Source organism: Mesoterricola sediminis, assembly GCF_030295425.1.
Lineage (GTDB): Bacteria > Acidobacteriota > Holophagae > Holophagales > Holophagaceae > Mesoterricola > Mesoterricola sediminis.
This window is the reverse complement of record NZ_AP027081.1, coordinates 150,462-174,292: the sequence shown is the minus strand read 5'-3', so window position 1 is coordinate 174,292 and position 23,831 is coordinate 150,462. Positions and strand designations below refer to the sequence as shown.

General features: G+C 69.6%; 24 protein-coding genes. 15 read left to right on the top strand and 9 right to left on the bottom strand.

Translation table 11 applies throughout. The annotated features are described in order from the left end of the window. Window positions 1-21: 21 nt before the first annotated feature. Together dnaJ and dnaK are read right to left on the bottom strand one after the other, a co-directional pair. Window positions 22-1,101, bottom strand: coding sequence for a molecular chaperone DnaJ (gene dnaJ, locus R2J75_RS00765; RefSeq protein WP_243332886.1), 1,080 nt, complete (start codon window positions 1,099-1,101; stop codon window positions 22-24). 104 nt (window positions 1,102-1,205) lie between these two features. Beyond that, window positions 1,206-3,092: a molecular chaperone DnaK gene (gene dnaK, locus R2J75_RS00760; protein ID WP_243332888.1), complete on the bottom strand. Its 1,887-nt coding sequence runs from the start codon at window positions 3,090-3,092 to the stop codon at window positions 1,206-1,208. A gap of 190 nt (window positions 3,093-3,282) precedes the next feature. Here dnaK and R2J75_RS00755 point away from each other — a divergent pair, with 190 nt between their 5' ends. The 11 genes from R2J75_RS00755 to R2J75_RS00705 all read left to right on the top strand — a co-directional run bounded on the left by R2J75_RS00755 (window position 3,283) and on the right by R2J75_RS00705 (window position 12,943). After that, entirely contained in the window at window positions 3,283-3,468 is a 186-nt protein-coding gene (locus R2J75_RS00755) for a DNA gyrase inhibitor YacG (protein ID WP_243332891.1), read from the top strand. Window positions 3,469-3,471: 3 nt separating this feature from the next. Beyond that, a complete protein-coding gene (trmD, locus tag R2J75_RS00750) occupies window positions 3,472-4,272 on the top strand; it encodes a tRNA (guanosine(37)-N1)-methyltransferase TrmD (RefSeq protein WP_316410896.1) in 801 nt (266 codons plus the stop codon). Between the two features lie 90 nt (window positions 4,273-4,362). After that, window positions 4,363-4,728 (top strand): 50S ribosomal protein L19, encoded by a 366-nt coding sequence (gene rplS / locus R2J75_RS00745; RefSeq protein ID WP_243332897.1) that lies wholly within the window; start codon window positions 4,363-4,365, stop codon window positions 4,726-4,728. A 128-nt stretch (window positions 4,729-4,856) separates the two neighbouring features. Continuing rightward, window positions 4,857-5,447: an outer membrane protein gene (locus R2J75_RS00740; protein ID WP_243332899.1), complete on the top strand. Its 591-nt coding sequence runs from the start codon at window positions 4,857-4,859 to the stop codon at window positions 5,445-5,447. Window positions 5,448-5,473: 26 nt separating this feature from the next. Then, the gene (locus R2J75_RS00735) at window positions 5,474-6,382 is read left to right on the top strand and encodes an ABC transporter ATP-binding protein (protein ID WP_243332901.1); all 909 of its coding nucleotides are present in this window, start codon (window positions 5,474-5,476) and stop codon (window positions 6,380-6,382) included. After that, window positions 6,382-7,242 (top strand): hypothetical protein, encoded by an 861-nt coding sequence (locus R2J75_RS00730; protein ID WP_243332903.1) that lies wholly within the window; start codon window positions 6,382-6,384, stop codon window positions 7,240-7,242. The genes R2J75_RS00735 and R2J75_RS00730 overlap by 1 nt, the downstream gene beginning before the upstream one ends. Continuing rightward, window positions 7,239-8,162 carry an ABC transporter ATP-binding protein gene (locus R2J75_RS00725; RefSeq protein WP_243332904.1) on the top strand — a complete coding sequence of 308 codons (924 nt, stop codon included), beginning with the start codon at window positions 7,239-7,241 and terminating at the stop codon, window positions 8,160-8,162. The genes R2J75_RS00730 and R2J75_RS00725 overlap by 4 nt, the downstream gene beginning before the upstream one ends. Continuing rightward, window positions 8,159-8,935, top strand: coding sequence for a hypothetical protein (locus R2J75_RS00720; RefSeq protein WP_316410895.1), 777 nt, complete (start codon window positions 8,159-8,161; stop codon window positions 8,933-8,935). Before R2J75_RS00725 ends, R2J75_RS00720 begins: the two co-directional genes overlap by 4 nt. A 9-nt stretch (window positions 8,936-8,944) precedes the next feature. Further along, the gene (locus tag R2J75_RS00715) at window positions 8,945-10,210 is read left to right on the top strand and encodes a M16 family metallopeptidase (RefSeq protein WP_316410894.1); all 1,266 of its coding nucleotides are present in this window, start codon (window positions 8,945-8,947) and stop codon (window positions 10,208-10,210) included. 143 nt (window positions 10,211-10,353) lie between these two features. Beyond that, window positions 10,354-11,814 carry an aminotransferase-like domain-containing protein gene (locus R2J75_RS00710; protein WP_243332910.1) on the top strand — a complete coding sequence of 487 codons (1,461 nt, stop codon included), beginning with the start codon at window positions 10,354-10,356 and terminating at the stop codon, window positions 11,812-11,814. A 10-nt stretch (window positions 11,815-11,824) separates the two neighbouring features. Continuing rightward, on the top strand, window positions 11,825-12,943 hold the full coding sequence (locus R2J75_RS00705) for a branched-chain amino acid aminotransferase (protein ID WP_243332912.1): 1,119 nt from the start codon (window positions 11,825-11,827) through the stop codon (window positions 12,941-12,943). Between the two features lie 393 nt (window positions 12,944-13,336). On the opposite strand, the gene R2J75_RS00700 is transcribed toward R2J75_RS00705, so the two are convergent. Together R2J75_RS00700 and R2J75_RS00695 are read right to left on the bottom strand one after the other, a co-directional pair. Next, window positions 13,337-14,437, bottom strand: coding sequence for a hypothetical protein (locus R2J75_RS00700; protein ID WP_316410893.1), 1,101 nt, complete (start codon window positions 14,435-14,437; stop codon window positions 13,337-13,339). 151 nt (window positions 14,438-14,588) lie between these two features. Then, the gene (locus R2J75_RS00695; protein ID WP_243332916.1) at window positions 14,589-16,007 is read right to left on the bottom strand and encodes a sigma-54-dependent transcriptional regulator; all 1,419 of its coding nucleotides are present in this window, start codon (window positions 16,005-16,007) and stop codon (window positions 14,589-14,591) included. A gap of 109 nt (window positions 16,008-16,116) precedes the next feature. Between R2J75_RS00695 and R2J75_RS00690 the strand changes: the two genes are divergently transcribed. The 4 genes from R2J75_RS00690 to dxs are packed head-to-tail and all read left to right on the top strand — an operon-like array spanning window position 16,117 to window position 19,941. Continuing rightward, window positions 16,117-16,857 carry a DUF4412 domain-containing protein gene (locus R2J75_RS00690; protein ID WP_243346669.1) on the top strand — a complete coding sequence of 247 codons (741 nt, stop codon included), beginning with the start codon at window positions 16,117-16,119 and terminating at the stop codon, window positions 16,855-16,857. Between the two features lie 29 nt (window positions 16,858-16,886). After that, window positions 16,887-17,123 carry an exodeoxyribonuclease VII small subunit gene (gene xseB, locus R2J75_RS00685; RefSeq protein WP_243332920.1) on the top strand — a complete coding sequence of 79 codons (237 nt, stop codon included), beginning with the start codon at window positions 16,887-16,889 and terminating at the stop codon, window positions 17,121-17,123. Then, window positions 17,120-18,025: a polyprenyl synthetase family protein gene (locus tag R2J75_RS00680; protein WP_243332922.1), complete on the top strand. Its 906-nt coding sequence runs from the start codon at window positions 17,120-17,122 to the stop codon at window positions 18,023-18,025. The genes xseB and R2J75_RS00680 overlap by 4 nt, the downstream gene beginning before the upstream one ends. Further along, window positions 18,022-19,941 carry a 1-deoxy-D-xylulose-5-phosphate synthase gene (gene dxs, locus R2J75_RS00675; RefSeq protein WP_243346671.1) on the top strand — a complete coding sequence of 640 codons (1,920 nt, stop codon included), beginning with the start codon at window positions 18,022-18,024 and terminating at the stop codon, window positions 19,939-19,941. The genes R2J75_RS00680 and dxs overlap by 4 nt, the downstream gene beginning before the upstream one ends. On the opposite strand, the gene R2J75_RS00670 is transcribed toward dxs, so the two are convergent. From R2J75_RS00670 to R2J75_RS00650, 5 genes are all read right to left on the bottom strand, one after another. Beyond that, window positions 19,938-20,420 carry a hypothetical protein gene (locus tag R2J75_RS00670; protein ID WP_243332932.1) on the bottom strand — a complete coding sequence of 161 codons (483 nt, stop codon included), beginning with the start codon at window positions 20,418-20,420 and terminating at the stop codon, window positions 19,938-19,940. The two genes, dxs and R2J75_RS00670, sit on opposite strands and share 4 nt — an antisense overlap. 122 nt (window positions 20,421-20,542) lie before the next feature. Further along, entirely contained in the window at window positions 20,543-21,514 is a 972-nt protein-coding gene (locus R2J75_RS00665; protein ID WP_243332934.1) for a 3'-5' exoribonuclease YhaM family protein, read from the bottom strand. A 9-nt stretch (window positions 21,515-21,523) separates the two neighbouring features. Beyond that, entirely contained in the window at window positions 21,524-21,844 is a 321-nt protein-coding gene (locus tag R2J75_RS00660) for a S4 domain-containing protein (protein WP_316410892.1), read from the bottom strand. A gap of 5 nt (window positions 21,845-21,849) precedes the next feature. After that, window positions 21,850-22,830 carry a peptidylprolyl isomerase gene (locus R2J75_RS00655; protein WP_243332940.1) on the bottom strand — a complete coding sequence of 327 codons (981 nt, stop codon included), beginning with the start codon at window positions 22,828-22,830 and terminating at the stop codon, window positions 21,850-21,852. After that, window positions 22,827-23,813 (bottom strand): peptidylprolyl isomerase, encoded by a 987-nt coding sequence (locus R2J75_RS00650; RefSeq protein ID WP_316410891.1) that lies wholly within the window; start codon window positions 23,811-23,813, stop codon window positions 22,827-22,829. Before R2J75_RS00650 ends, R2J75_RS00655 begins: the two co-directional genes overlap by 4 nt. Window positions 23,814-23,831 lie beyond the last annotated feature (18 nt).

Below are 23,831 nucleotides of genomic sequence, written 5' to 3'. Positions count from 1 at the left end.
CTTAGGATCCCGTTTCAAGGCTCACCTCCAGGCGTCGGATCGGATGGAAGCGTCATTGAGTTCGGCCAGCTCCCGCAGCAGTTCCTTCGAACGCTCGTCTTCGATGCGCGGGGTGACCACCTTGATCCGGGCGAACAGGTCCCCCCGCTGGGAGGCCCCGGGCACCGGCATGCCCATGCCCTTCAGGCGCAGGTTCGCGCCGGACTGGGTGCCGGGGGGCACCTTGATCGTCGACTTCCCCTCGGGCGTGGGGATCTCCACCTTGGCCCCGAGGGCGGCCTCGGCGAAGCTGACCGGCAGGTCCAGGTAGAGGTTGGGGCCCCGCCGCTCGAAGCGCGGGTCGGATTCCACCTGCACCTGCAGGTAGAGGTCCCCGGCCCCGCCGCCGCGGCGGCCCGCCTCGCCCTTGCCGGCGACCCGGAGGCGCGTCCCGTCCTCCACGCCGGCGGGAATGGCCACGGTGACCGCCTCGGTCTTGGGAATGCGCCCCTGGCCCCGGCAGGTGTCGCAGGGCGGGGCCTTGCGCCCGGACCCGCCGCACGCGTCGCAGTCCTCCCGCGTCCGGAAGAAGCCGCCGCCGGTCTCCCGGTAGCCCCGGCCCCCGCAGGCGGCGCAGGTGGAGACCTGGGCGCCGACCCGGTCCCCGGAGCCCTGGCAGGCGGGACAGGTCTCGGAGCGGTGGAGGTTGAGGGAGAGGCGCGTGCCCGCGAAGGCGTCCCGGAAGGCGATGCGGACGGTGTGCTGGGTGTCCTCGCCGGGACGGGGTCCGGGCCTCCGGCGCTGGCCGGAGCGGCCGAAGCCCTGGAAGAGGTCCTGGAAGGAGCCGGGGAAGCCCATGTCCTCGAAGCTGAACCCCTGGGCGCCCGGGGCGAAGCCGGGGCCGGCCGGGTCGCCGTAGGTGTCGTAGTTCTTGCGCTTGGTGGCGTCGGACAGGACCTCGTTGGCCTCGGTGACCTCCTTGAACCGGGCCTCGGCCTCCTTGTTGCCGGGGTTCAGGTCGGGGTGGTACTTCCGGGCCAGCTTGCGGTAGGCCTTCTTGATGTCCTCGTCGGAGGCGCCCCGGGGGACTCCGAGGACGGCGTAGTAGTCGGGATGGGCCATGGCAGCAATCTACCTTGATTTGCGCGGGCCGCACTCAGGTTTTTTCAATCCAGAGAAAAGGGGGGCCGGAGCGGGTCCGGCCCCCCCGGGTCTCACGCGCGGGTTCAGTTGACGACTTCGGCGTCGATGACGTCGTCTTCCTTCTTCTTGCCCTCGCCGGCGGGGGCGGCGCCCTCGGGCCCGGGCTGGGGGGCTTCCTTGTAGATGCTCTCGGCCAGCTTGTGGCTCTTGGCGTTGAGGTTCTCAAGGGCCTTGCGGATGCGGTCCTTGTCCAGGCTCGCCAGGGCCTCCTTGGCTTCGGAGATGGCGGTCTCGGCCTCCTTGCGGTCGCCCTCGGGGAGCTTCTCGCCGTTCTCCTTGATGAGCTTCTCGAGCTGGTAGATGGTCTGGTCGAGGACGTTCTTGTCCTCCAGCAGCTTCTTCCGGTCCTCGTCCTCGGACTTGTGGGCCTCGGCCTCCTTGATCTTGGCGTCGATCTCGTCCTTGGACAGGCCGGTGGAGCCGGTGAGGGTGATGCTGGCGTCCTTGCCGGTGCCCTTGTCCTTGGCGGTGACGTGCACGATGCCGTTGGCGTCGATGTCGAAGGTCACCTCGATCTGGGGCATGCCCCGGGGCGCGGGCGGCAGGCCGCCCAGGTGGAAGTTGCCGAGGAGCTTGTTGCCCTCCACCAGGGGGCGCTCGCCCTGGAAGACCTCGATGTCCACGCCGGGCTGGTTGTCCACGGCGGTGGTGTAGATCTCGGAGCGCTTGGTGGGGATGGTGGTGTTGCGGGGGATGATGACGCTCATCTGCCCGCCGTTGGCGTTGATGCCGAGGGAGAGGGGCGTGACGTCCAGCAGGAGGACGCCCTTCACGTCGCCGGCGAGCACGCCGCCCTGGACGGCGGCGCCCACGGCCACCACCTCGTCGGGGTTCACGCTCTTGTTGGGCTCCTTGCCGAAGATGGCCTTCACCAGCTCCTGCACCTTGGGGATGCGGGTGGAGCCGCCGACGAGGACGACCTCGTCGATCTCGTGGTGGCTGAGCTTGGCGTCCTTCACCGCGTTCTCGCAGGGGATGCGGAGCTTCTGCAGGATGGGCTCGAGCATCGCCTCGAAGCGGCTGCGGGTCAGGGTGGCGCTCACGTGCTTGGGGCCGCTGGCGTCGGCGGTGATGTAGGGCAGGCTGATGTCGGTCTGGGTCGTGGTGGACAGCTCGCACTTGGCCTTCTCGGCGGCCTCCTTCAGGCGCTGCATGGCCTCGGCCTGCTTGTGGAGGTCGATGCCCTCGGCCTTCTGGAACTCCTCGACCAGCCAGTCGATGATCAGCTGGTCGACGTTGTCGCCGCCCAGGTGGGTGTCGCCGTTGGTGCTCTTGACCTCGACCACGCCCTCGCTCACCTCGAGGATCGAGATGTCGAAGGTGCCGCCGCCGAAGTCGAAGACGGCGATGGTGCCGTCCTTCTTCTTGTCGAGGCCGTAGGCCAGGGCGGCCGCGGTCGGCTCGTTGATGATGCGCATGACCTCGAGGCCCGCGATGGCGCCGGCGTCCTTCGTGGCCTGGCGCTGGGCGTCGTTGAAGTAGGCGGGGACGGTGATCACGGCCTGGCTGATCTTCTCGCCCAGGTAGGCCTCGGCGCTGTCCTTCATCTTGGTGAGGACCATCGCGCTGATCTCCTCGGGCGAGTACTTCTTGCCCTGGATGTCGACCACGCAGCTGCCCTTGTCGCCGCGCTCGACGACGTAGGGCACCAGGCGCTGCTCCTTGTCCGAATCGGCGAAGGGCAGGCCCATGAACCGCTTGATGGAGTAGACGGTGTTCTTGGGCTGGGCCACGGCCTGCCGCTTGGCGGCGGCGCCCACGAGGCGCTCACCCGTCTTGGGGTTGAAGCCGACGACGCTCGGGGTCGTGTTGGTGCCCTCCGCGTTCGGAATGACCTTGGGCTGGCCGCCCTCCATGACGGACACGCAGCTGTTCGTGGTGCCCAGGTCGATGCCGATGATCTTTCCCATTGTTCGCCTCCAGTTGGACCTGAACGGCCCCGGGGCCATTCCAGGATCCAGGATACGCCCCCGGCCCTCCCTGTCAATCGGATCTTCCAAAATTGACTAAAGTTTTTTTAGGTGAAGGCAAGCAAGTCACCCGGGGGAAGCCGGGACAAGGCCTTGCGTTTCCAGGCCTTCGGCCGCCTACAATGGGGGCATGCTGATTCGTCCCTGCCCTGTCTGCCGGAAACCCGTCCCCTGGGAGACGACCTCCACCCGGCCCTTCTGTTCCGAGCGGTGCCGCACCCAGGACCTGGGGGCCTGGGCCAGCGAAAGCTACCGGGTGCCCGAGGATCCCGCCCTGGAGGACGGGGAGGGCTGGTCCGGCCCCGAGGGGAGCTAGGCCGTGCGCTTTGACGTCCTCACCCTCTTTCCGGAGTTCCTGGAGGTGGCCCACCTGGGCGTGACCGGCCGGGCCTTCCGGGACCTGGGCCACACCCTGGCGGCCCACAGCTACCGGCCCTTCGCCGGCAACGCCTTCGGGCACGTGGACGACAGCCCCTGCGGCGGCGGGCCCGGCATGGTCCTGCGGCCGGACGTCCTCCGGGACACCCTCGCCTCCGTCCCCCGGGCGGGCCGGAGCCGGGTGATCCACTTCAGCCCGGCCGCGCCGCCCCTGGACCAGGCCAAGGTGCTCGACCTGGCGGCCCTGGACCAGGTCATCCTCGTGTGCACGCGCTTCGAGGGCCTGGACCAGCGAGCGGTCGATCTCTATGTGGACGAGGAGCTGCGGGTGGGGGAGGCCGTCCTCTCGGGCGGGGAGCTGCCGGCCCTCGTGCTCATCGACGCGGTGTGCCGCTGGCTCCCGGGCGTCCTGGGCAACGCGGATTCGGCGGGCGCCGACAGCTTCGCCGGGGGCCTCCTGGACCACACCCACTACACGAAGCCCGCGGTCTTCGAGGACCGGGCCGTGCCGCCAGCCCTCCTGGGGGGCAACCACGAGGCCGTGCGCCTCTGGCGCCTCCGGGACGCCATGGCCCGGACGAAGCGCCTTCGCCCGGACCTCTGGTCGGCGTTCCAGGCCCGCCTCCCGGACCTGCCCCGCGCCGATCAGTGGTGCGCCTGGCAGGTGGATCACCCCGAGGCCTGGGACCAGCCCCGCCCCAAGGGGTGGAAGGGCGCGAAAACCCCTGGCATTTCAAAGTGATTCCGCTAAACTGAAAGGCCCGCTTATGGGATTCGTGCGCCATGTCCGGCCGCCAAGGCCCCTGGACCGCTGGCCTCACAAGGAGAAGCGATGAGCAACATCATGGACCGCCTCGAAGCCGGCATGCTTCGCACCGACCTCCCCAAGATCGCCCCCGGCGACACCGTCAAGGTGCACGTGAAGGTGAAGGAAGGCGAGAAGGAGCGCATCCAGGTCTACCAGGGCATCGTCATCGGCATCAAGGGCGGCGGCATCCGCACGTCCTTCACCGTCCGCAAGGTTTCCGCCGGCGTCGGCGTGGAGCGCATCTTCCCCATGCACAGCCCCTCCATCGACAAGCTGGAAGTGGTCCGCAGCGGCAAGGTCCGCCGCGCCAAGCTCTACTTCCTGCGCGAGAAGCTGGGCAAGGCCGGCCGCCTCAAGGAGCGCCGCCGCGTCGAGACGCCCGCCGAGTAGGACTTTCCGGTCCAGCGAACGAGAAGCCCGGCCTCGCGCCGGGCTTTTCGCGTTCGGGCGGATGGCTCAACCCTCTAAACCGCCCGCTTGTCTCTCCCGTAGGTCCTCATGACACCTGCGGAGCCCCCATGCGCCTGACGCCCTTCCTCGCCCTCCTTCTCCTGGCCGGCCCGGCCTTCGCCGGCGACGACGGCGGCGACAAGGCCGACAAGGCTGAGAAGAAGTGCCATTGGCACTGGCGCGGCCACTCGGAATTCGCCTGGTCCGCCCAGCTGGACCTCCCGGTCACGGACTTCGGCCGGGCGATGGACCAGCGCACCGGCGCCGGCCTCGGCATGCAGTGGAGCCGGGTGCGGGAGGACGGCCGCGCGCACCGCACGCGCCTGGAGTGGAACCTCTTCCCCGAGGGCAACCCGGTCAACGGCCTCAAGACCAAGGCGAGCAACTACCTCCTGTCCTTCGACCGGATCCACCCCCTGACGGGCAAGGCGAACGGCCCCTACCTCGTCGGCGGCCTGGGCGCGGTCCGCTGGTTCGTGGACCGTACGCCGGTCAACGGCGACGCGGCGCGGTTCCACACCACCAAGCTGGCCGTGACCGGCGGCCTGGGCTGGCGCTTCAGCCCCACCTTCTCCGCGGAGGCCCGCTACCTGGTGAGCTCCGTCGACAAGAGCTTCGACGGGAACATGGTCCAGCTCAGCGCCGGCATGCGATTCTAGCCATACCAACCTCCCAGGGGGCCGCCGTGATCGCTTTCCAGCAGCTGGAGGTCCGCTATGGCGCCACCGTGGCGCTGCGCGGCGTCTCCCTCGACCTCGAGCCGGGCGTGGTGGGCCTCCTGGGCCCCAACGGCTCCGGCAAGTCCACCCTCCTGAAGACGCTGCTGGGCCTCCTGGCGCCGGCCGCCGGCACGGGCTCGGTGCTGGGCGTGGGCCTGGGCAGCCCCGATTCGACGCGGCTCCGCGCCCGCATTGGCTACATGCCGGAGTACGACGCCCTCATCGAGGACGCCTCGGCCTACGAGCAGGTCGCCTTCTGGGGCGAGCTGAGCGGGCTCTCCCCGCGCCAGGCCCGGGACCGGTCCCACGAGGTGCTCTACTTCGTCGGCCTGGACGAGTCCCGGTACCGCAACGTCTCGGGCTACTCCACGGGCATGCGCCAGCGCGTCAAGCTCGCGCAGGCCCTCGTCCACTCCCCCGAGCTGGTGTTCCTGGACGAGCCCACCAACGGCCTCGACCCGGACGGCCGCAAGCGCATGCTGGACCTCGTCCTCAAGGTGCGCGCGGAGCTCGACACGAGCGTCGTCCTCGCCAGCCACCTCCTCCAGGACGTGGAGCGGGTCGCGGACCAGCTCGTCATCCTCGACCGCGGCGAGGTGAAGGCCAGCGGCAGCATGGCCGGCCTCCGCCGCATGCTGGCGCGGCGCTTCGAGCTGCGGTTCCTGGACCCCCTGCCGCCCGGGGACGAGGCGGCCCTGGCCGAGCTGGGCCAGGTGCTGGAGGGCCGGAACGGCCTGTACGACGTGGAGTTCGCCGTGGACGACCCGGCGGCGGCCTTCCGCTGGGCCCGGGCCCGGGGCGCCGTCCTCGTGCAGCTCACCCCGCGCCACGACCGGCTCGACGAGGTCCTGATCCGCGCCCTGAGGAGCGCCTGATGCCCATCTTCGCGCCCACCCTCCCGCCGCGGCCCCGTCTGGACGAGGGCATGCCCCCCACCCTGGTCCTCCTCCGCTTCGACCTGCGCCGCGTGGTCCGCCAGAAGCTGGGGAAGTTCTTCGGCTTCCTCTTCCTGGGCATCCTCCTCATCCTCTGCGCCCAGCTCTACGGCAACCACCTCATGGCCAGCCGGCGCGAGCTCGCGGAGCTCCGCCACGCCACCGAGGCCTTCCTGCCCCAGGGCGCGAGGTTCCAGGCCCAGCTGCTCCACGGCGCCATGATCGGCATCCTCTGGCTGCAGACCGCCCTGGTCGGGGGCGGGCTCGTGGCCCGCGACACCCTGCACCGCGTCCGCCCCCTCATCTACGCCCACCCGGTGACCCAGCGGGCCTACCTGGGGGCCAAGGCCCTCTTCGCGGCCGGGCTCCCCTTCTGCGTCATGCTCGCCTACATCCTCCTGCCCTGGGGCCTCTCCCTGGCCATCGCGGGCGCCGGCGGACCCGTCTGGCCCACGGCCCCCCTCCGCCTCATCCCCGCCGCCGCGCTCATCGCGGCCCTCATGGGGGCCGTGACCCTGGGCGCCTCCAGCCTGGCCGCCTCTCCCCGGGCGGGCTTCGGCTGGGCCCTGGGCATCCTGCTGGGCAGCGGCGCGCTGGGCGCCGTCCTGGGCCAGGCCCTGGGCGACCCGCGCTGGACGGCGCTGGGCCTCGGCACCCTGACCAAGGCCTGGCCCCGGCTCGTCTTCGGGCTGGAGACCGAGACCGGCCTCGCCGCGGCCGCCGCCGCCACCCTCTTCCACATCGGACTGTGGACCTTTATCGCCGCGCGGCGCACCCGCCCGGAGGAGGCCGTCCTGTGATCTCCCTCCAGCGCGCATCCCTCCGCTACGGCGACATCCTGGGCCTCTCCCCCACCACGTTCGAGCTCCCTTCCGGCGGCGGCATCACGGGCCTCCTCGGCCCCAACGGCGCCGGCAAGTCCAGCCTCATCCAGCTGATCAGCGGGCTTCTGCCCCCCTCCGGCGGCGAGGTGCGGGTCTTCGGCGAGGCCCCCTTCCGCAACCCCGCCGTGCTGGCCCGCCTCGGCCTGGTGCCCGAGGGCGACCGCTTCCCCTCCGGGTTCCGGGGGGACCGCTGGCTGCGGATGATGGGGCGGCTCTCCGGCCTGGAGGGCGCGGCGCTCGACGGGGCCGTGGCCCGGGGCCTGGCCCTCACGGGCATGGCCGAACGCGCCCGCCTCCCCTTCACCGCCATGTCCAAGGGCATGCGCCAGCGCCTGCGCCTGGCCCAGGCCCTCCTCCACGAGCCCGAGCTCCTGATCCTGGACGAGCCCTTCAACGGGCTGGATCCCGAGGCCAGGCTCCATCTCATGGACATCCTCCGGGGCCTCGCCGCGGGCGGGACCCGCATCCTCGTCAGCAGCCACATCCTCGGCGAGGTGGCCCAGCTCACGGACCGCATCCTCCTCCTCTTCCGGGGGCGCCTCCTCGCGGAGGGCAGCGTCCCGGAGATCCGGGAGCTCCTGGACCGGCATCCCGTGGAGCTCCGCGTCTCCGCGGCCGCCGCCCGGGAGATCGCGCGCTGGGCCGTGGAGCAGGACGAGCTCGTGGCCCTCCGCATGGAGGAGGGCGCGGCGGTCCTGGCCATCCGCAACCCCCGCACCTTCCTGCCCCGCCTCCAGGACGCCGTCGCCGACGGGATCCTCCCCCTGCTGTCCCTGGACCCGCTGGACCTCAACCTGGACGCCGTCTTCCAGTACCTGACGAAGGATCACGCATGAACGCGCGGGCCCTCCCCACCCTCCGGGCCGTGTTCACCGGCTACGCCCCCCGCGTCCTCCAGGCCCGGGGCTGGGTCCTGGCCGGCCTGGCCATGGCCCCCGTCCTGCTCAGCCTCGTCGTGCGGGCCCTGGCCAGCCATGCCCTGGCCTCCGACCCCCGACTCGCCCTCCAGATCTTCCACAACGTCCTCGTCGGCCTCGTGCTCCCGATCATGGTCCTGGTGGCCGCCCCCGGCGGCATCCGGGAGGACATCGAGCAGCGCACGCTGCCCCTCGTCCTCGTGCGGCCCGTGCCGGCCTGGATCCTCCCCCTGGCCAAGGGGCTCCTGTGGTACGCCTGGGGCGCCCTCTGGCTCAGCTTCAGCGGCCTGGGCCTGACGGCGCTGGGGGCCGATCCCGCCTCGGCGGCGCAGCAGGCCTTCGCGCTCGTCCTGGCCTACTGGGCCGAGCTCGCCTTCCTCAACCTGCTCATCCTGGTCTTCAGCCGGGGCACCCTCTGGGGCGCCATCGTCCTCTTCGGCTGGGAGAACCTCCTGCGGGTGCTGCCCGCGACCCTGCAGCGCTTCACCTTCCTCCACCACATCGAGAGCATCTCCGGGAGCCGGGGCGGCCTGGTGGCGGACTACGAGGTGCTGGCCCAGGCCCAGATCACGAGCCCGGTCCCCGTCTCGGTGCTGGTCCTTCTGCTTGTTGGTGCGTTAGCTTGGGCGCTTGCCGGCTGGCGGCTGCACCGGACGCCCATCGGCCTCGCGGGGCGGGAGGCCGAAGGTTAGACTAGGCGGATGCCCTTCAGGACCACCACCCCCCACGGCACCGAGCTCCTCATCGACCCCATCCCCCACGTCCGCAGCTGTTCCGTCGGGTTCTGGGTGCGCCGGGGGTCCTGCTGGGAGCTGCCCGGGGAGGAGGGGCTGGCCCACTTCATCGAGCACACCGTCTTCAAGGGCACCCGCCGCTACCCCGAGCCCCAGATCATGGCCGAGGCCACGGACCGCCTGGGGGGCTCCCTCGACGCCTTCACGGGCAAGGAGGCCGCCTGCTTCTACGGGAAGGTCCTCCGGGAGAAGCTCCCGGATCTGGTGGACCTCCTGGGCGAACTGGTCACCACGCCCCGGTTCGAGGAGGACGAGCTGGCCCGGGAGCGCAGCGTCATCCTGGAGGAGATCGCCCAGAGCGAAGACCAGCCTGACGACTGGGTCAGCGAGCTCTTCTACGCCAACTTCTGGCCCGGCAGCCCCCTGGCCCACTCCATCCTGGGCCGGCGGGACCAGGTGGAGAGGTACGGGAGCCGCGAGGCCCGGGCCTTCTTCGAGAAGACCTACCGCGCCCCCAACCTCCTCATCGCCGCGGCCGGCGACATCGAGCCCCAGGCCTTCCTGGACCTGGTGGCGCCGGTGCTGGACGCCCTCCCGGGGGCGGCGGCCCCGGCGGCCCCCCTCGCCCCCAACCGCGCCACCCCCTTCCTCCTGAACACCCCCCGCAAGGACCTCCAGCAGGTGAGCCTCGTCCTGGGCTTCCCCGCCCAGCCCCACATCCACCCCGACCGGGCCGCGGTGAACGTGCTGAGCCACATCCTGGGCGGGGGCATGTCCAGCCGCCTCTTCATGGAGCTGCGGGAGAAGAACGCCCTCTGCTACCAGGTGGGCACCTACCTCAGCCACTACCAGGACACCGGCGCCCTCCAGGTGGCGGCGAGCTGCGCCCCCGGCCGCGCCCGGGAGCTGGTCACCCGGACCCTGGCCGAGTGCGCCCGGGTGCGGGCCACCGGCGTCTCGGAGGAGGAGCTGGAGCGGGCCAAGCTCCAGCTGCGCACCAACCTCGTCTTCAGCCAGGAATCCGCCACCAGCCGCATGTTCAGCCTCGCCTACCAGGCCCTCCACACGGGCCGCCTCCTCAGCCTGGACGAGCAGATCGAGGAGATCGACGCCGTCACGGAGGGCCAGCTCCTGCGGGTCGCCCGGGAGGTGCTGGATCCCGCCCGGCTGGGCGTTTCCGCCCTGGGCACCGGCCGTTCGTCCGCTATTCGGCCGGGTGATCTGGTGGCCTGACCGGTATGCGCCGGTCTGGCCGTAGACCAAAAACCGGTTTTCCCAGTGAACCGGTCTGTCCGGGTATATCTTTTTGACCGGGGTCTGATGACATTTCCCCCTCCCGGAACCAAACTTTGGGGGTCATGATCCCTTCCTCAACCTTGAACCCAGGCGCCGCCAGCCCGCTGTATCTCCAGCTGCAGCGGACCCTGCGCAGCCTCATCCAGGCCAGTGAGTGGAAGGCCGGCATGCGGCTGCCCGCCGTGCCGGAGCTGGCCCAGCGCTTCAAGGTCCACCGCCTGACCGTGCTCAAGGCCCTGGCGGGCCTCAAGCGCACCGGCTGGGTGCAGACCGTCGCGGGGCGGGGGAGCTTCGTGGCCGACCACCTTCCGGAGGCCCCGGCCCTCCTGGATCCCGACACCTTCCCCTTCCAGGGCTCCTCCCTGCGGGTGCGCGAGGACGAACTGGGCCCCTGGCTCGGGGAGACCCTCGAGCTGGCCCAGAACCGCCTCCTGGTGAGCTTCTCCGCGGGCTTCCCGCCCTCCGACCTGCTCCCGGGCGAGGCCCTCCGCCGCCTCTACGCGAAGACCATGCGGGAGCTGGACGCCAGCGCCTGGGTCTACGCCGCCCCCAGCGGGCATGCCTCGTACCTGGAGGCCGTCGCGGCCTGGCTCGGCGCCGAGGGCGAGCCCGTGCCCCCCGGCTGGGGCGTGCGCGCCATCCCCGGCGCCCAGGCCGGCCTCGCCGTCGTGCTGGAGACCCTGACCGTCCCCGGCGACCGCGTGCTCGTGGAGAGCCCCTGCTACATGGGCGCCCTGGCCCTCATCCGGACCCTGGGACGGGAGGCCGTGCCCGTCCCCGTCGACCGCAACGGCCTCAACCCGGACCGCCTGGCCTCCATCCTCCAGAAGGGCGACGCCAAGCTGCTCTTCACGGTGCCCACCTTCCACAACCCCACGGGCATGACCCTGAGCCGGGCCCGGCGCGAGCGCATCCTCGCCCTCACCCGCCAGCACGGGGTCACCGTCGTGGAGGACGACACCTACGGCGACCTGCGCTTCATCGGCGGGCGCACCCCCAGCTTCCGGAGCCTGCCGGGCGCCGAGCACGTCATCCACCTGGGCAGCTTCTCCAAGTCCCTGGCCGCGGGTCTCCGCCTGGGCTACCTCATCGCCCCGGACGCCGTGCTCTCCCGCATCTCCATCGTCCAGGAGGTGCACACGGTGGCCCTGCCCACCCTGAGCCAGGCCGTCGTGGGCCACTACCTGGAGAGCGGCGGCTTCCGCCGGCACCTGACCCGTCTCCGGAAGGCGCTGCGGGAGCGGCGCGACGCCATGCTCGAGGCCATCCAGGCCAGCTTCCCCCGGGAGGCCGAGGTGACCGAGCCCAAGGGGGGCATGCACCTGTGGGTGGTGCTCCCCGAGGACGTCTCCAGCCTCGACCTGCACCGGGACGCCATCAGCCACGGCCTGGGCTTCGCCCCGGGGCCCCTCTTCTTCCCCGACGGCCGGGGCACCAATTGCCTGCGCCTCAACTTCTCCACCCACGCGCCCAGCGTCACCCGCGAAGCCATCGCGCGGCTCGGAGGGCTCATCCACGCCCGTCCCGCCGCCCAACCTTGAAGGAGTCCCCATGAACGCCATCACCGCCAATCAGGTCTCCGCGCGCTTCGATATCCAGCCCGCCAAGGAGCCGCTCTCCTCCGAAGAAAGGGCCAAGCGGATGCAGAATCCGGGCTTCGGGAAGGTCTTCTCCGAGCACATGATCGTCATCCCGTACAACGAGGAGACGGGCTGGGGCAAGGGCGTCCTCAAGCCGTACGGCCCCATCGTCCTGGACCCGGCCGCCAGCGTCCTCCACTACGGACAGGCCATCTTCGAGGGCTTCAAGGCCTACAAGCAGCCCGACGGCTCCATCAAGACCTTCCGCCCCGAGGCCAACGCCCACCGCTTCAACGCCTCCGCCCGCCGCCTGGCCATGCCCGAGCTGCCCGTGGACCTCTTCGTGGAAGCCGCCGACCTCCTCATCACCCAGGAGCAGGCGTGGGTGCCCGACGCCGTCGGCGAGAGCCTCTACCTCCGCCCCCTCATGATCGCCACCGAGGCCGCCCTCGGCGTGCGCGCCAGCAAGGAATACCTCTTCATCCTCATCGCGTCCCCCTCGGGCGCCTACTTCCCCCAGGGCGTGAAGCCGGTGACCGTGTGGATCTCCGAGAACTATGTCCGGGCCGCGCCCGGCGGCACCGGTTCCGCCAAGTGCGCGGGCAACTATGCCGCCAGCCTCGTGGCCCAGAAGGAGGCCAAGGCCGAGGGCTGTGACCAGGTGGTCTGGCTGGACGCCGTGCACCGGCGCTACATCGAAGAGATGGGCGGCATGAACATCTTCTTCGTCTACAAGGAGAACGGCGAGACCATCGTCGCCACCCCCGTCCTCACCGGCACCCTCCTGCCCGGCGTCACCCGCCTCACCCTCCTGGACCTGGCCAAGAAGCTGGGCTTCCGGGCCGAGGAGCGCCGCATCTCCGTGGACGACTGGGCCGAGGCCCTGCGCAACGGCACCATGACCGAGGCCTTCGCCTGCGGCACCGCCGCGGTGATCACGCCCATCGGCACCGTGAAGAGCGCCCACGGCGAGTGGAAGGTCAACGGCGGCGAGACCGGCCCCGTGGCCAGCAAGCTGCGGGAAGCCCTCCTGAACCTGCAGCACGGCGTGGATCCCGATCCCAACGGCTGGATGCACAAGGTCTGCTAGCTCAACCTGCCGACCTGCCCGGTCCCCCGGATCCGATGGCCCCAGGGCTCGGAGCGGGGGACCGGGCCTTTCCGTCCATGGGTCTCCCCTCCGACGAGGCGAATCTGCAGGCGCCCTTGGCCAGGCGTGGGGGGCGGTCGCTGGCCGGATGGAAGGCTCCGGGGCCGCAGCGTGGCTGGGGATGACGGTCCGGATGGGCGTCGCGGGACCTTGAAGGCCAACGCGCCTGGGCGGGCGGATCGCGGGCGTCATCCCGGCGGGTGAGGGTGAACAGCCAGACCCGCCGGCCCGGTTCCCGCCCCCCGGTCCTTTCCCGCACGCACCTGGAAGAACCGCCCAACAACAGAAGGGGCCCCATGCGGGGCCCCCTCTGATCCTGCGAACAAGAAGTGGTTACTTCTTGGCCTCTTCCTTCTTCTCGGCCTTCTTCTCGGCCTTCTTCTCAGCCTTCTTCTCAGCCTTCTTCTCAGCCTTCTCGGCCTTCTTGGCTTCCTTCTTCTCCTCGGTCATCGCCTTCTTCTCGGCGGCGGGAGCGGCTTCCTTCTTCTCGGCCTTCTTGGCAGCCTTCTTGGCCTTCTTCTCAGCCTTGGGCTCTTCGGCCTTCTTCTCCTCGGTCATGGCCTTCTTGGCCTCTTCCTTCTTCTCGGCCTTCTTGGCAGCCTTCTTGGCCTTCTTCTCAGCCTTGGGCTCCTCGGCCTTCTTCTCCTCGGTCATGGCCTTCTTGGCCTCTTCCTTCTTCTCGGCCTTCTTGGCAGCCTTCTTGGCCTTCTTCTCAGCCTTGGGCTCCTCGGCCTTCTTCTCCTCGGTCAGGGCCTTCTTGGCCTCTTCCTTCTTCTCGGCCTTCTTCTCGGCCTTCTTCTCAGCCTTCTCGGCCTTCTTGGCTTCCTTCTTCTCCTCGGTCATCGCCTTCTTCTCGGCGGCGGGAGCGGCTTCCTTCTTCTCTTCCTTCTTGGCAGCCTTCTTGGCCTTCTTGGCGGCCTTCTTCTCGGCCTTGGGCTCCTCGGCCTTCTTCTCCTCGGTCAGGGCCTTCTTGGCCTCTTCCTTCTTCTCGGCCTTCTTCTCGGCCTTCTTCTCGGTCTTCTCAGCCTTCTTGGCTTCCTTCTTCTCCTCGGTCATCGCCTTCTTCTCGGCGGCGGGAGCGGCTTCCTTCTTCTCTTCCTTCTTGGCAGCCTTCTTGGCCTTCTTGGCGGCCTTCTTCTCGGCCTTGGGCTCCTCGGCCTTCTTCTCCTCGGTCACGGCCTTCTTGGCCTCTTCCTTCTTCTCAGCCTTCTTCTCGGCCTTCTTCTCGGTCTTCTCGGCCTTCTTGGCTTCCTTCTTCTCTTCGGTCACGGCCTTCTTGGCCTCTTCCTTCTTCTCGGCCTTCTTCTCAGCCTTCTTCTCGGTCTTCTTCACTTCGACCTTTTTGGTCTCTTCTTTCTTGGGGGCCTTGGCGTCCTCGGCGAACGCGGGGCTGATGAGGGCGGCGGCCACAAGCAGGGCAGCGAGCTTGTTCATGGATGGCTCCAGGATGGATTCCGGCAACGGCCGGAGGTCTGCCAACCATGAAGCATCAACTTTGCCAAAATTTAAATTCAATTATTTCTTGAATTGCAACTTGGATGTTTCCGAATCCCCCGTGGGATTCTGCAACACGTTGCATTCCGCATCACTCCCGCTCGTCGGCGCCGTCCCCCAGACCCAGGTCCTTGAGCTTGCGGTAGAGGGTTGTCCGGTCCTTCCCCAGGATGTCCGCGATGCGGCTCTTCTTCTGCTCGTGCTTGAGCAGGACCTGGATGTAGCGCCGCTCCAGCTCCTCCAGGGTCGGCAGGCGGTCCCAGTCCCGGATGAGCTCCAGGAGGGGGGCCGGCGCCGCGGGCATGCCGGCGCCCCGGGTCCGCAGCTCCTCCCGGACCTTCTCGGGGAAGTCGTCGGGGGTGATCTCCCGGCCCCGGCTGAGCTGGGTGAGGTGCTCGACGATGTTGCCCATCTCCCGCACGTTGCCGGGCCAGCTGTAGGCCTCGAGCTGGCGGCGCGCGTCGCTCCGGATGCGGTAGACCGTCCCGTCCTTTCGGCCGCACTCGGCCAGGAAGTGGTCCAGGAGGGCCGGGATGTCCGAGGTCACCTTGCCGGCGGCGTCCCGGCTGTAGCGCTCCCGCACGGGGGGGACGCGGATCTCGACCACGCAGAGGCGGTAGTACAGGTCCTCCCGGAACTTGCCCGCCTTGACCATCTGGGCCAGGTCCTTGTTGGAGGCGGCGATGACGCGGACGTCGACCTTGACCGTGCGGTTCCCGCCCACCTTCCGGACCTCCTGCTCCTGGAGCACGCGCAGGAGCCGGACCTGGAAGCCCAGGGAGGTCTCGCCGATCTCGTCCAGGAAGATGGTGCCGCCGTTGGCCTCCTCGAAGAGCCCCTTCTTGTCGGCCACGGCGCCCGTGAAGGCCCCCTTCACGTGCCCGAACAGCTCGGACTCCAGGAGGCTCTCGGTGAGGGCCCCGCAGTTGATGGCGACGAAGGGCGCCGACTTGCGGTCGCTGCTGAGGTGGATGTTCTGGGCCACCAGCTCCTTGCCGGTCCCGCTCTCCCCGATGATGAGCACCGTGGTCCGGCTGTTCTGGAGGGAGGCGATGGTCCGGTAGACCTCCATCATCTTGGGGCTGGACCCGATCATGACGCTCTGGTTGAGGGACGCGGCCTTCCCCGCCTCGGCCCCGCCGCCCTTGTTGGCCTTCATGAGGAGGGCCCGCTTGACGAGGGACTTCAGCTCCTCGTTGTTCCAGGGCTTGGAGATGAAGTCGAAGGCCCCCTCCCGGACGGCCTCCAGGGCCTTCTCCAGGGTGCCGAAGCCCGTCAGGAGGATGGTCTCCACCTCCAGGGGCCGGGCGGCCCTCAGGAGATCGATCCCGTCCATGCCCGCCTCCAGGTTGATGTCGGAGAGCATCAGGTCGATGCCGCCGGCCTGCAGGTGCTTCAGGGCCTCCTCGGGCCGGGTGGCCTTGACCACCTCCACCTCCATGCCGAGGCCCTCCCCGAGGAGGAGTTCGAGGAGGTCGCAGGTCTCCCGGGAATCATCGACTACGAGCAAGCGAGCCATTGTTTTTTCCACCCTGACGATCTTAATTTACAAGCTTTTTGGGCGCGCGGACCGAACCAGCCGGCGGTAAGGTGGGGTCACGTCGATCCCGGGAGATCCTATGAGATTACGCCCTGTCCTGGCCCTGGCCGCAACCCTGGCTTTCGGCATCCTCGGTGCCGCCGACCTGACCATCACCAGCACCACGTCCGCCAAGCGGCTCGGGGAGGGAACGGAGGTCCGCTACTACACGGCCGCGCACACCCTGACCCGGAACGCCCGGGACCAGCGGGACACCCTCGTGGACTTCACCAAGGGCGCCACCTACACCATCGACCACAAGAAGAAGGTCATCGAAATGATCACCTTCGAGGACGCCTTCGCCGCCCTGGACGCCCTCAACGGCAGCCTCCCCGAGGGCGTCGGGGGCCTCATGGGGGCCATGTTCGGCGACCCCAACGACGTGAAGGTCGAGAAGAAGGGCGCCGACAAGGTCGCGGGCCGCGCCTGCGAGGCCTGGTCGATCCGGGTGGGCAAGCTCCTCATGGAGGTGAGCCTCGACCCCACCCTGCGGCCGCCCTACCCCGACACGGCCAGCGCGCGCATGGTCCGGGCCCAGGCCGCCGCCTTCGCCAAGGCCGGCCCGGCCGGCGCCAGCTTCAAGCGCCTCTACGAGGAGATGGCCAAGCTCAAGGGGATGCCCCTCAAGACCCACCTGGCGGGCCTCATGGGCATGGACGCCGTCACCGAGGCGACCCGGGTGGAGACCGGGCCCATTCCGGCCGCGACTTTCGAGCTGCCGACCGGCTACCGGCTGGAGGACGCCGGCAAGAAGCTGCGGGCCGAGCTCAAGGCCAAGTGAAGGGTTTCCATACCGGATACAATGAGGGCATGACGAACGACCCGCCCTCCTTCGAAGACGGCCTGGACAGGCTCGAGGCCCTCGTGGGCCGGCTCGAGGCCGGGAGCCTCGGCCTGGAGGAGGCCCTGCAGGCCTTCGAAGAGGGCGTCACCCTCAGCCGCGCCCTCCAGCAGCAGCTCGGGGCGGCCCAGCGCCGGGTGGAGATCCTCCGCCAGGGGCTCGGAGGTGAGGTGAAGGCCGAGCCCTTCGAGGGGGAGCCCGCTTGAATCTGTCCGCATCCCAGCAGGTGAAGGCCGACCTGGCCCGCCTGGTCCCCCTGTTCGAGTCCCGCTTCCTGCTCCCCTTCGCCGACGGCGAGGCCCCGCACCTGGCCGAGGCCATGGTGTACAGCCTCCAGGCCGGCGGCAAGCGGATTCGCCCGGTTCTTTGTATGCTCGCCGCGGAAGCCGTGGGCGCCGCCGCCGCGTCGGCCCTCAGCTGCGCGGTCGCGCTGGAGTACATCCACACCTATTCCCTCATCCACGACGACCTCCCCGCCATGGACGACGACGATCTCCGGCGGGGCAAGCCCACCTGCCACGTGGCCTTCGGCGAGGGCCCCGCCATCCTGGCGGGGGACGGTCTCCTCACCGAGGCCTTCACCCACCTCGCCTCCGACCCGGACCTGCCTCCCTCCCGCCGGGTGGACGCCCTCCGCGTCCTGGGCGAGGCCGCCGGCTGGCGTGGCATGGTCGGCGGCCAGGCCCTCGATCTGGAAGGGGAGGCGCGCACCCGGGGCGGCGAGCCCGTGACCCTGGCCGGCCTCCAGCAGATCCACCGCCTGAAGACGGGCGCCCTCCTGCGGGCCAGCCTGGAACTGGGCGCCATCGCGGGCTGCGCCAGCCGGGAGGACCGCGAGGCCCTGAGGGCGGCCGGCGAAGCCATCGGCCTCGCCTTCCAGATCCAGGACGACATCCTGGACGCCACCTCCACCACGGAGGCCATGGGGAAGCGGGTTGGCAAGGACGAGGGCAGGGGTAAAATCACCTACCCCCTGCTCCTCGGGCTCCAGGGAGCCCGCAAGGCCTTGCAGGAGGCCACGGAACGCGCCAGATGCCAGCTAGCTTCGCTACCGAATCCCCTTTCCCTGACGGCCTTGGCCACTTACTTGGCGGAGCGCGGCGCGTGAGCAGATATCCCTTGCTGGACTCCGTGGCGGCGCCGCAGCAGATCCATCACTTCAGCCTGGTCCAGATGGAGCAGCTCGCCCAGGAGGTGCGGGACTTCATCATCGCCTCGGTCAGCGAGACCGGGGGCCACTTCAGCTCCAACCTCGGCACGGTGGAGCTGACCGTGGGGCTCATGCACCACTTCGACTTCCTCGTCGACCGCATCGTCTGGGACGTGGGGCACCAGGCCTACCCCTTCAAGATCCTCACGGGCCGGAAGGACCGCTTCTCCACCCTGCGCAAGCACAACGGCCTCTCCGGCTTCCTCAAGCGCGAGGAGAGCCCCTACGACCACTTCGGGGCGGGCCACGCCAGCACCAGCATCTCGGCCGCCCTGGGCATGGCCAAGGCCCGGGACCTGACCGGGCAGGACTACGCCTGCGTCGCCGTCATCGGCGACGGCTCCATGACCGCGGGCATGGCCTTCGAGGGCCTGAACCAGGCGGGGTTCCTCGAGACCCGCAAGTTCATGGTCATCCTCAACGACAACGACATGAGCATCAACCCCAACGTGGGGTCGCTCCAGGGCTACCTGAACCAGATGATCAGCGGCCAGTACTACAACCGCTGGCGGGACCGCATCGAGCACGCCATCAAGACCATCCCGGTGGCCAGCGTCAGCCGGCGCCTGGCCAAGGCCGCCAAGTGGAGCGAGGAGTCCTTCAAGCGCATCGCCGTGCCCGGCCTGCTCTTCGAGGACCTGGGCTTCCGCTACATCGGCCCCGTCAACGGGCACGACGTGGCCGCCGTCCTCCGGGCCCTGCGGGAGGCCAAGGAGCGCATGGCGGAAGGCCCGGTGCTCCTCCACGTGCAGACCCAGAAGGGCCACGGCTACGACCCCGCCGTGAAGGACCCCCTCAAGTGGCACGGCGTCACCGCCTTCGACCGGGAATCCGGGGAGATCATCAAGCCCGCCCCCGATCCGGCGAAGCCCGCGCCCCCGTCGTACACGGCGGTCTTCGGGAACACCCTCACCGAGCTGGCCCGCCGGGACGAGAAGATCGTCGGCATCACGGCGGCCATGCTGGACGGCACGGGCCTTAACCTCTTCCAGAAGGCCCATCCGGCGCGGTGCTTCGACGTGGGCATCGCCGAGCAGCACGCGGTGACCTTCGCGGCCGGGCTCGCCTGCCAGGGCCTGCGCCCGGTTGCGGCCATCTATTCCACCTTCCTGCAGCGCGGCTTCGACCAGGTGCTCCACGACGTGTGCCTGCAGAACCTCCCGGTGACCTTCGCCATGGACCGGGGCGGCATCGTCGGGGCCGACGGCCCCACCCACCACGGCCTGTACGACCTGGCCTACCTGCGGTGCATGCCCAACCTCATCCTCATGGCCCCCAAGGACGAGAACGAGCTGAGGCGCATGCTCTTCACGGCCATCTACAGCAACCGGCCCGCCGCCCTCCGCTACCCCCGGGGCAACGCGCTGGGGGTCCCCCTGGAGGACCCCGTCACCGCCCTGCCCATCGGCAAGGGCGAGCTGCTGCGCGAGGGCCGGGACCTCCTGCTCGTGGCGGTGGGCACCCTCGTCGCCTCCGCCACCGCCTTGGCCGAACGCCTGGCTGGGGAGGGCCTGGACTGCGCCGTCATCAACGCGCGCTTCATCAAGCCCCTGGACGAGCAGCTGATCGGCCAATGGGCCCGCCACACCCGCGCCGTCGTGGCGCTGGAGGAAGGCTGCGCCCCCGGCGGCTTCACCGGCGCCATCGCCGAGTTCCTGGCCGACCAGGGCATCGCCCGCCCACTCCTCCGCTGCGCCGTGCCCGATCACATCGTCCACCACGGCGACCACGCCCGGCTCCTGGACGAGGAGGGCCTCAGCCCCCGGGCCCTGTACGACCGGGTGAAGGCCTTCGCGGCCGAGCTGCGGCCCTAGCCCAGCACCCTCCGCAGGTCCGCCATGAGGCGCTCCAGGGTCTCCTCGCTGAGGGTCAGGGGCACCTCCCGCTTCACCTCATCCCGGCGATGGAAGGCGATCCGCTTGAGGACCACCCGGTCCCGGGCGATGGAGATCTCATTGAACTGGATCTGGGCCTCGTCCTTGTAGGGGGGCAGGCTGCGGAGCTGGATGTACAGGCCCCGCCGGTCGTGGTCCACGATCTCCATGCGCTCGTCCAGGTACGTGAGCTGCCGGGAGAGGTCCTCGGCCCGGGCCTGGAGCCGGGCGAAGCTCCGCCGGGGGGGTTCCGGGCACTCGAGGGTCAGGTGGCCCACCTCCACGCCGGCCCGGGTCCGCCGGAGGGCGCCGCTCACGACGCCGACGGCGGGATCCCCGGCGCTGAAGGGCTCGAAGCCGTTGAAATCCCCGGGGAGGACCGAGTCGTCGTACCGCTTGGCCTTCCGCGACTGCTTCATGGGGGCCCCTGGGTGGGAGGTGGCGCAAGGCAGGGGGAACAACGTCATGCGCGTTACGCCTGTCCGGATGGCCCCCAGGGTAACCCGGGGCGGTTATCCGGGCAATGCCCGCTCGCCCGCGCCTAAGCCTTGGGCCACCGGGCCTTGTAGATCATCCGTTCGAGGGCGCGCGAGAAGGGGGTCCAGGCCCCGTCCGACGCGTCCTCCCGGACGGCCCGGGCCATGGCCTCCAGCTTGCCGTCCAGGTCGTCCAGGTAGTGGACGAGGAGGGCCTCCGGGGTCTTGGGCACGACGGGGGAGCCGTACTCCAGCCGGCCGTGGTGGCTGAGGACGATGTGGAGGAGGTGGAGCCGCAGGGCGGGGGGGAAGCCGGGGATGGCGTCCGCGGCCCGGCCCACCCATTCGGCCTCCAGGGCGATGTGCCCCACCAGGTTGCCGGCGTCCGAATAGCCGAAGCTCCGCTGGTAGGTCAGTTCGGCGGTCTTGCCCACGTCGTGGAGGAGCACCCCGGCCACGACCAGGTCCCGGTTCAGGTCCGCGTAGTGGCCGCAGGCCCGGTCCGCCATCGCCGCCACGGACAGGGTGTGCTCCAGGAGCCCTCCGAGGCACACGTGGTGCATGGACTTGGCCGCCGGGGCCCGGCAGAAGGCGTCCCGGAGGTCCGCATCCTGAACGAACAACCGCTCCAGCAGGGCCCGGATCCAGGGGTCGGCGATGCCCGCGATGAGGGCGTCCAACTCCCGGACCATGGCGTCCAGGGGGCGGGCGCTCACCGGGAAGAAGCGGGCCAGGTCCCCCACCTCCGCGTCCGGCGCGAACCGCACCTTGTCCAGGCGCATCTGCGCCCGGCCGTTGTACGAGGAGATCTGGCCCTTCACCTTCAGGAAGGCCTCGGGGGCGATGCGGTCGAGGTCCCCCTCCACGGCCCGGAGGTCCCAGAGGAAGGCCTTCAGGTCGCCGGACGCGTCCCCCAGGCGCAGCTCCAGGTACTCGCTCCCCTTGGCGCTGGTCTTGAAGGCGGCTTCGAGGGCGAGGAGGTGGCCGTTGAAGACGTCCCCCTCCTTGAGGGACCGGAGGGGGGCCTGGTCAGTCATGGGCGCTCGTCAATGGAAGGTGGGCGATTTGGGGCGGGGCAGCATCGGGTCGGACACGGAACCGTCGTCCATGGGGGCCCACTTCTCCTCCAGGATCTCGATGTAGGTCCACTGGTCGCCCCGCGCCACGGTGCCCTCGGGCAGGTTCAGCACCTGGGCCCGGATGATGCGGTTGTAGAGGGGGAACTCCAGCTCCATGTCCGGCTTCACCTCGAAGCTGGCCTTCCGGGGGGTGCCGTCCACCCGCACCATGCCCTCGTCGCAGAGCTCGCGGGCCAACTCACGGCGCTTCACCAGATGGGTCTTCTTCAAGAACAGGTCCAGCCGCACGCTCCTCACCCCTTGATGATGTCTTCCTTCGGGACCATGAACCGGACGTTGGCCCGGGTCCGCATGCCCCCAAGGTAGTTCTCGATGGCGTTCTGCGCCTTCGGTTCCTGCAGCTTCTCCCGGATCTGCATCCGGACGTCCTCGAAGGGCTTCACGGCGTCGAGCTGGGCCTCGATGAGCTGGACCATGTAGAAGTTCTTGTCCGTCTCGAGGGGGCCCGAGACCTCGCCCGGCTTGAGGGCCAGGGAGGCCGTCTCGATGTTGGCGTGCAGGACGCCCCGGGGCAGCCATCCGAGGTCGCCCCCGGTGCTCCGGCTCGTGCTGACGGAGTACTCCTTCACCAGGTTCTCGAAGGTGGTGCCCTTGTCCAGGGCCTCCTTCACCTTGGCCAGCTTGGCGCGGCTCGCCTCGGTCTCCTCGGGGGTCGCCCCCTTGGGGAGGACCAGCTCCCGGATGCGGAAGCGGGGCTGGATCCGGTAGTCCTCCTTGTGGTCCAGGTACCAGGCGCGCAGCTCCTGGTCCTCGATGGCGATCTTGGAGTAGACCTCCCGCCTCAGGACCTCCTGCTTCTGCATGTCGCTCTTGCTGCGGGCGATGTAGGCGGGGAGCCCGATGCCGAGGGAGCCCTTGAGGGCGCGCTCGAAATCCTCGTCCGTGGCGAAGTTGTTCTGCTTCTTGATGTCCTCGATGTAGTTCCGGATGTCCTCGTCCCGGACCTGGATGCCGAGGTCGGCGGCCTTGTCCTGGATGATGAAGTTGTCGATCATGCCCTGGAGGGTCTTCTCCCGGGCGTCGCGCAGCTTCTCGTCGAGGGCCTTGCCGCTGAACTGGCGGTAGAGGGCGGCGGTCTCCTGCTCAACGGCCTGCTGGAAGACCCGGCGGGTGATGGCGTGGCCGTTGACGACCACGAGGATCTCCTCCCGCACCTCCGGCGCCCCCGCGAGGATGCAGGGCACGCACAGGACCGAAAGGCCGCGGATGTTCATTTGGAGGCCTTCCTGGCCTTGGGGGCCACCTTGGCGGGACGGGCCGCGGGGACGGCCCCCTCGTGGTAGCCGACTTCCTTGCGGGCCGCCTCCATGTAGGCATTCATGATCGTCTCATTCTTCTCGGCGGCGGCCTGCTGACGGGCGGTCTCCTTGGCGGCCTCGAAGGTCTGGGGCACCGAGGGGTTCACCTTCTCGACCTGGATCAGGTGGTAGCCGTGCATGGTCTTCACGGGTTCGCCCACCACGCCCGGCTTCTGGTCGCGGACGGCCTTCTCGAACTCCGGCACGAAGCGGCCGAAGGCGATGTCCTCGTACAGGCCCCCCTTGTCCTTGCTGCCGGGGTCGTCCGAGAACGTCTTGGCGACCTCGTCGAAGGGCTTGCCGGCCTTGAGGGCCGCCTGGGCCTCCTTGATGCGGGCCTGGGCCTCCTCCTCGGTGCGCGGCTTGTCGGTGCCGTTGGCCCGGGTGCTGACGAGGATGTGGCGGGCGGAGAAGGTCTCGGGGCTGCGGAACTTGTCCGGGTGCTTCTCGAAGTAGGCCTTGACCTCCTCGTCGCTGACCTTGGCGTCGTCGCGCAGCTTGCCGCCGTCGCGGTCGAAGAGGGCCTGGATGAGCACCTGCATGCGCATCAGGTCCAGCTTGCGGGCGAAGTCCTGCGTCTTGGCGAGGCCTTCCTTCTCGCCCTTGACCGCCAGCACCTTGAACTCGAGGAAGCGCTTCTGGTAGTTCTCCCGGGCGCCCGGCATCATCATCACCTGGGCCCGCTGCTGCTCGGGGACGCTCAGGTTCAGGAAGAGCTCGAAATCGGATTCCTTCACGGGCGTGCCACCGATGGTGGCGAGCACCTTGTCCTCCTTGGGCGCGGGTTTCGCGGCGGGCTCAGCCTTGGGGGCGGGCTTGGCCGCGGGCTCCGCCTTGGGGGCGGGGGCCTGGGCGACCAGGGCCAGGGAGGCGAGGGCGAGGGTCAGGCTGCGGAGCATGGGGTTCCTTTGGAAGGG

Excerpts from the sequence above, each read along its gene's own strand:
- R2J75_RS00690 (WP_243346669.1), top strand. The coding sequence starts at position 16,117 with ATGAGATTACGCCCTGTCCTGGCCCTGGCCGCAACCCTGGCTTTCGGC.
- dnaJ (WP_243332886.1), bottom strand. The coding sequence starts at position 1,101 with ATGGCCCATCCCGACTACTACGCCGTCCTCGGAGTCCCCCGGGGCGCC.
- R2J75_RS00700 (WP_316410893.1), bottom strand. The coding sequence starts at position 14,437 with ATGAACAAGCTCGCTGCCCTGCTTGTGGCCGCCGCCCTCATCAGCCCC.
- R2J75_RS00740 (WP_243332899.1), top strand. The coding sequence starts at position 4,857 with ATGCGCCTGACGCCCTTCCTCGCCCTCCTTCTCCTGGCCGGCCCGGCC.
- R2J75_RS00715 (WP_316410894.1), top strand. The coding sequence starts at position 8,945 with ATGCCCTTCAGGACCACCACCCCCCACGGCACCGAGCTCCTCATCGAC.
- R2J75_RS00665 (WP_243332934.1), bottom strand. The coding sequence starts at position 21,514 with ATGACTGACCAGGCCCCCCTCCGGTCCCTCAAGGAGGGGGACGTCTTC.
- R2J75_RS00670 (WP_243332932.1), bottom strand. The coding sequence starts at position 20,420 with ATGAAGCAGTCGCGGAAGGCCAAGCGGTACGACGACTCGGTCCTCCCC.
- dnaK (WP_243332888.1), bottom strand. The coding sequence starts at position 3,092 with ATGGGAAAGATCATCGGCATCGACCTGGGCACCACGAACAGCTGCGTG.
- R2J75_RS00705 (WP_243332912.1), top strand. The coding sequence starts at position 11,825 with ATGAACGCCATCACCGCCAATCAGGTCTCCGCGCGCTTCGATATCCAG.
- R2J75_RS00655 (WP_243332940.1), bottom strand. The coding sequence starts at position 22,830 with ATGAACATCCGCGGCCTTTCGGTCCTGTGCGTGCCCTGCATCCTCGCG.
- R2J75_RS00650 (WP_316410891.1), bottom strand. The coding sequence starts at position 23,813 with ATGCTCCGCAGCCTGACCCTCGCCCTCGCCTCCCTGGCCCTGGTCGCC.
- R2J75_RS00730 (WP_243332903.1), top strand. The coding sequence starts at position 6,382 with ATGCCCATCTTCGCGCCCACCCTCCCGCCGCGGCCCCGTCTGGACGAG.
- xseB (WP_243332920.1), top strand. The coding sequence starts at position 16,887 with ATGACGAACGACCCGCCCTCCTTCGAAGACGGCCTGGACAGGCTCGAG.
- rplS (WP_243332897.1), top strand. The coding sequence starts at position 4,363 with ATGAGCAACATCATGGACCGCCTCGAAGCCGGCATGCTTCGCACCGAC.
- R2J75_RS00755 (WP_243332891.1), top strand. The coding sequence starts at position 3,283 with ATGCTGATTCGTCCCTGCCCTGTCTGCCGGAAACCCGTCCCCTGGGAG.
- R2J75_RS00720 (WP_316410895.1), top strand. The coding sequence starts at position 8,159 with ATGAACGCGCGGGCCCTCCCCACCCTCCGGGCCGTGTTCACCGGCTAC.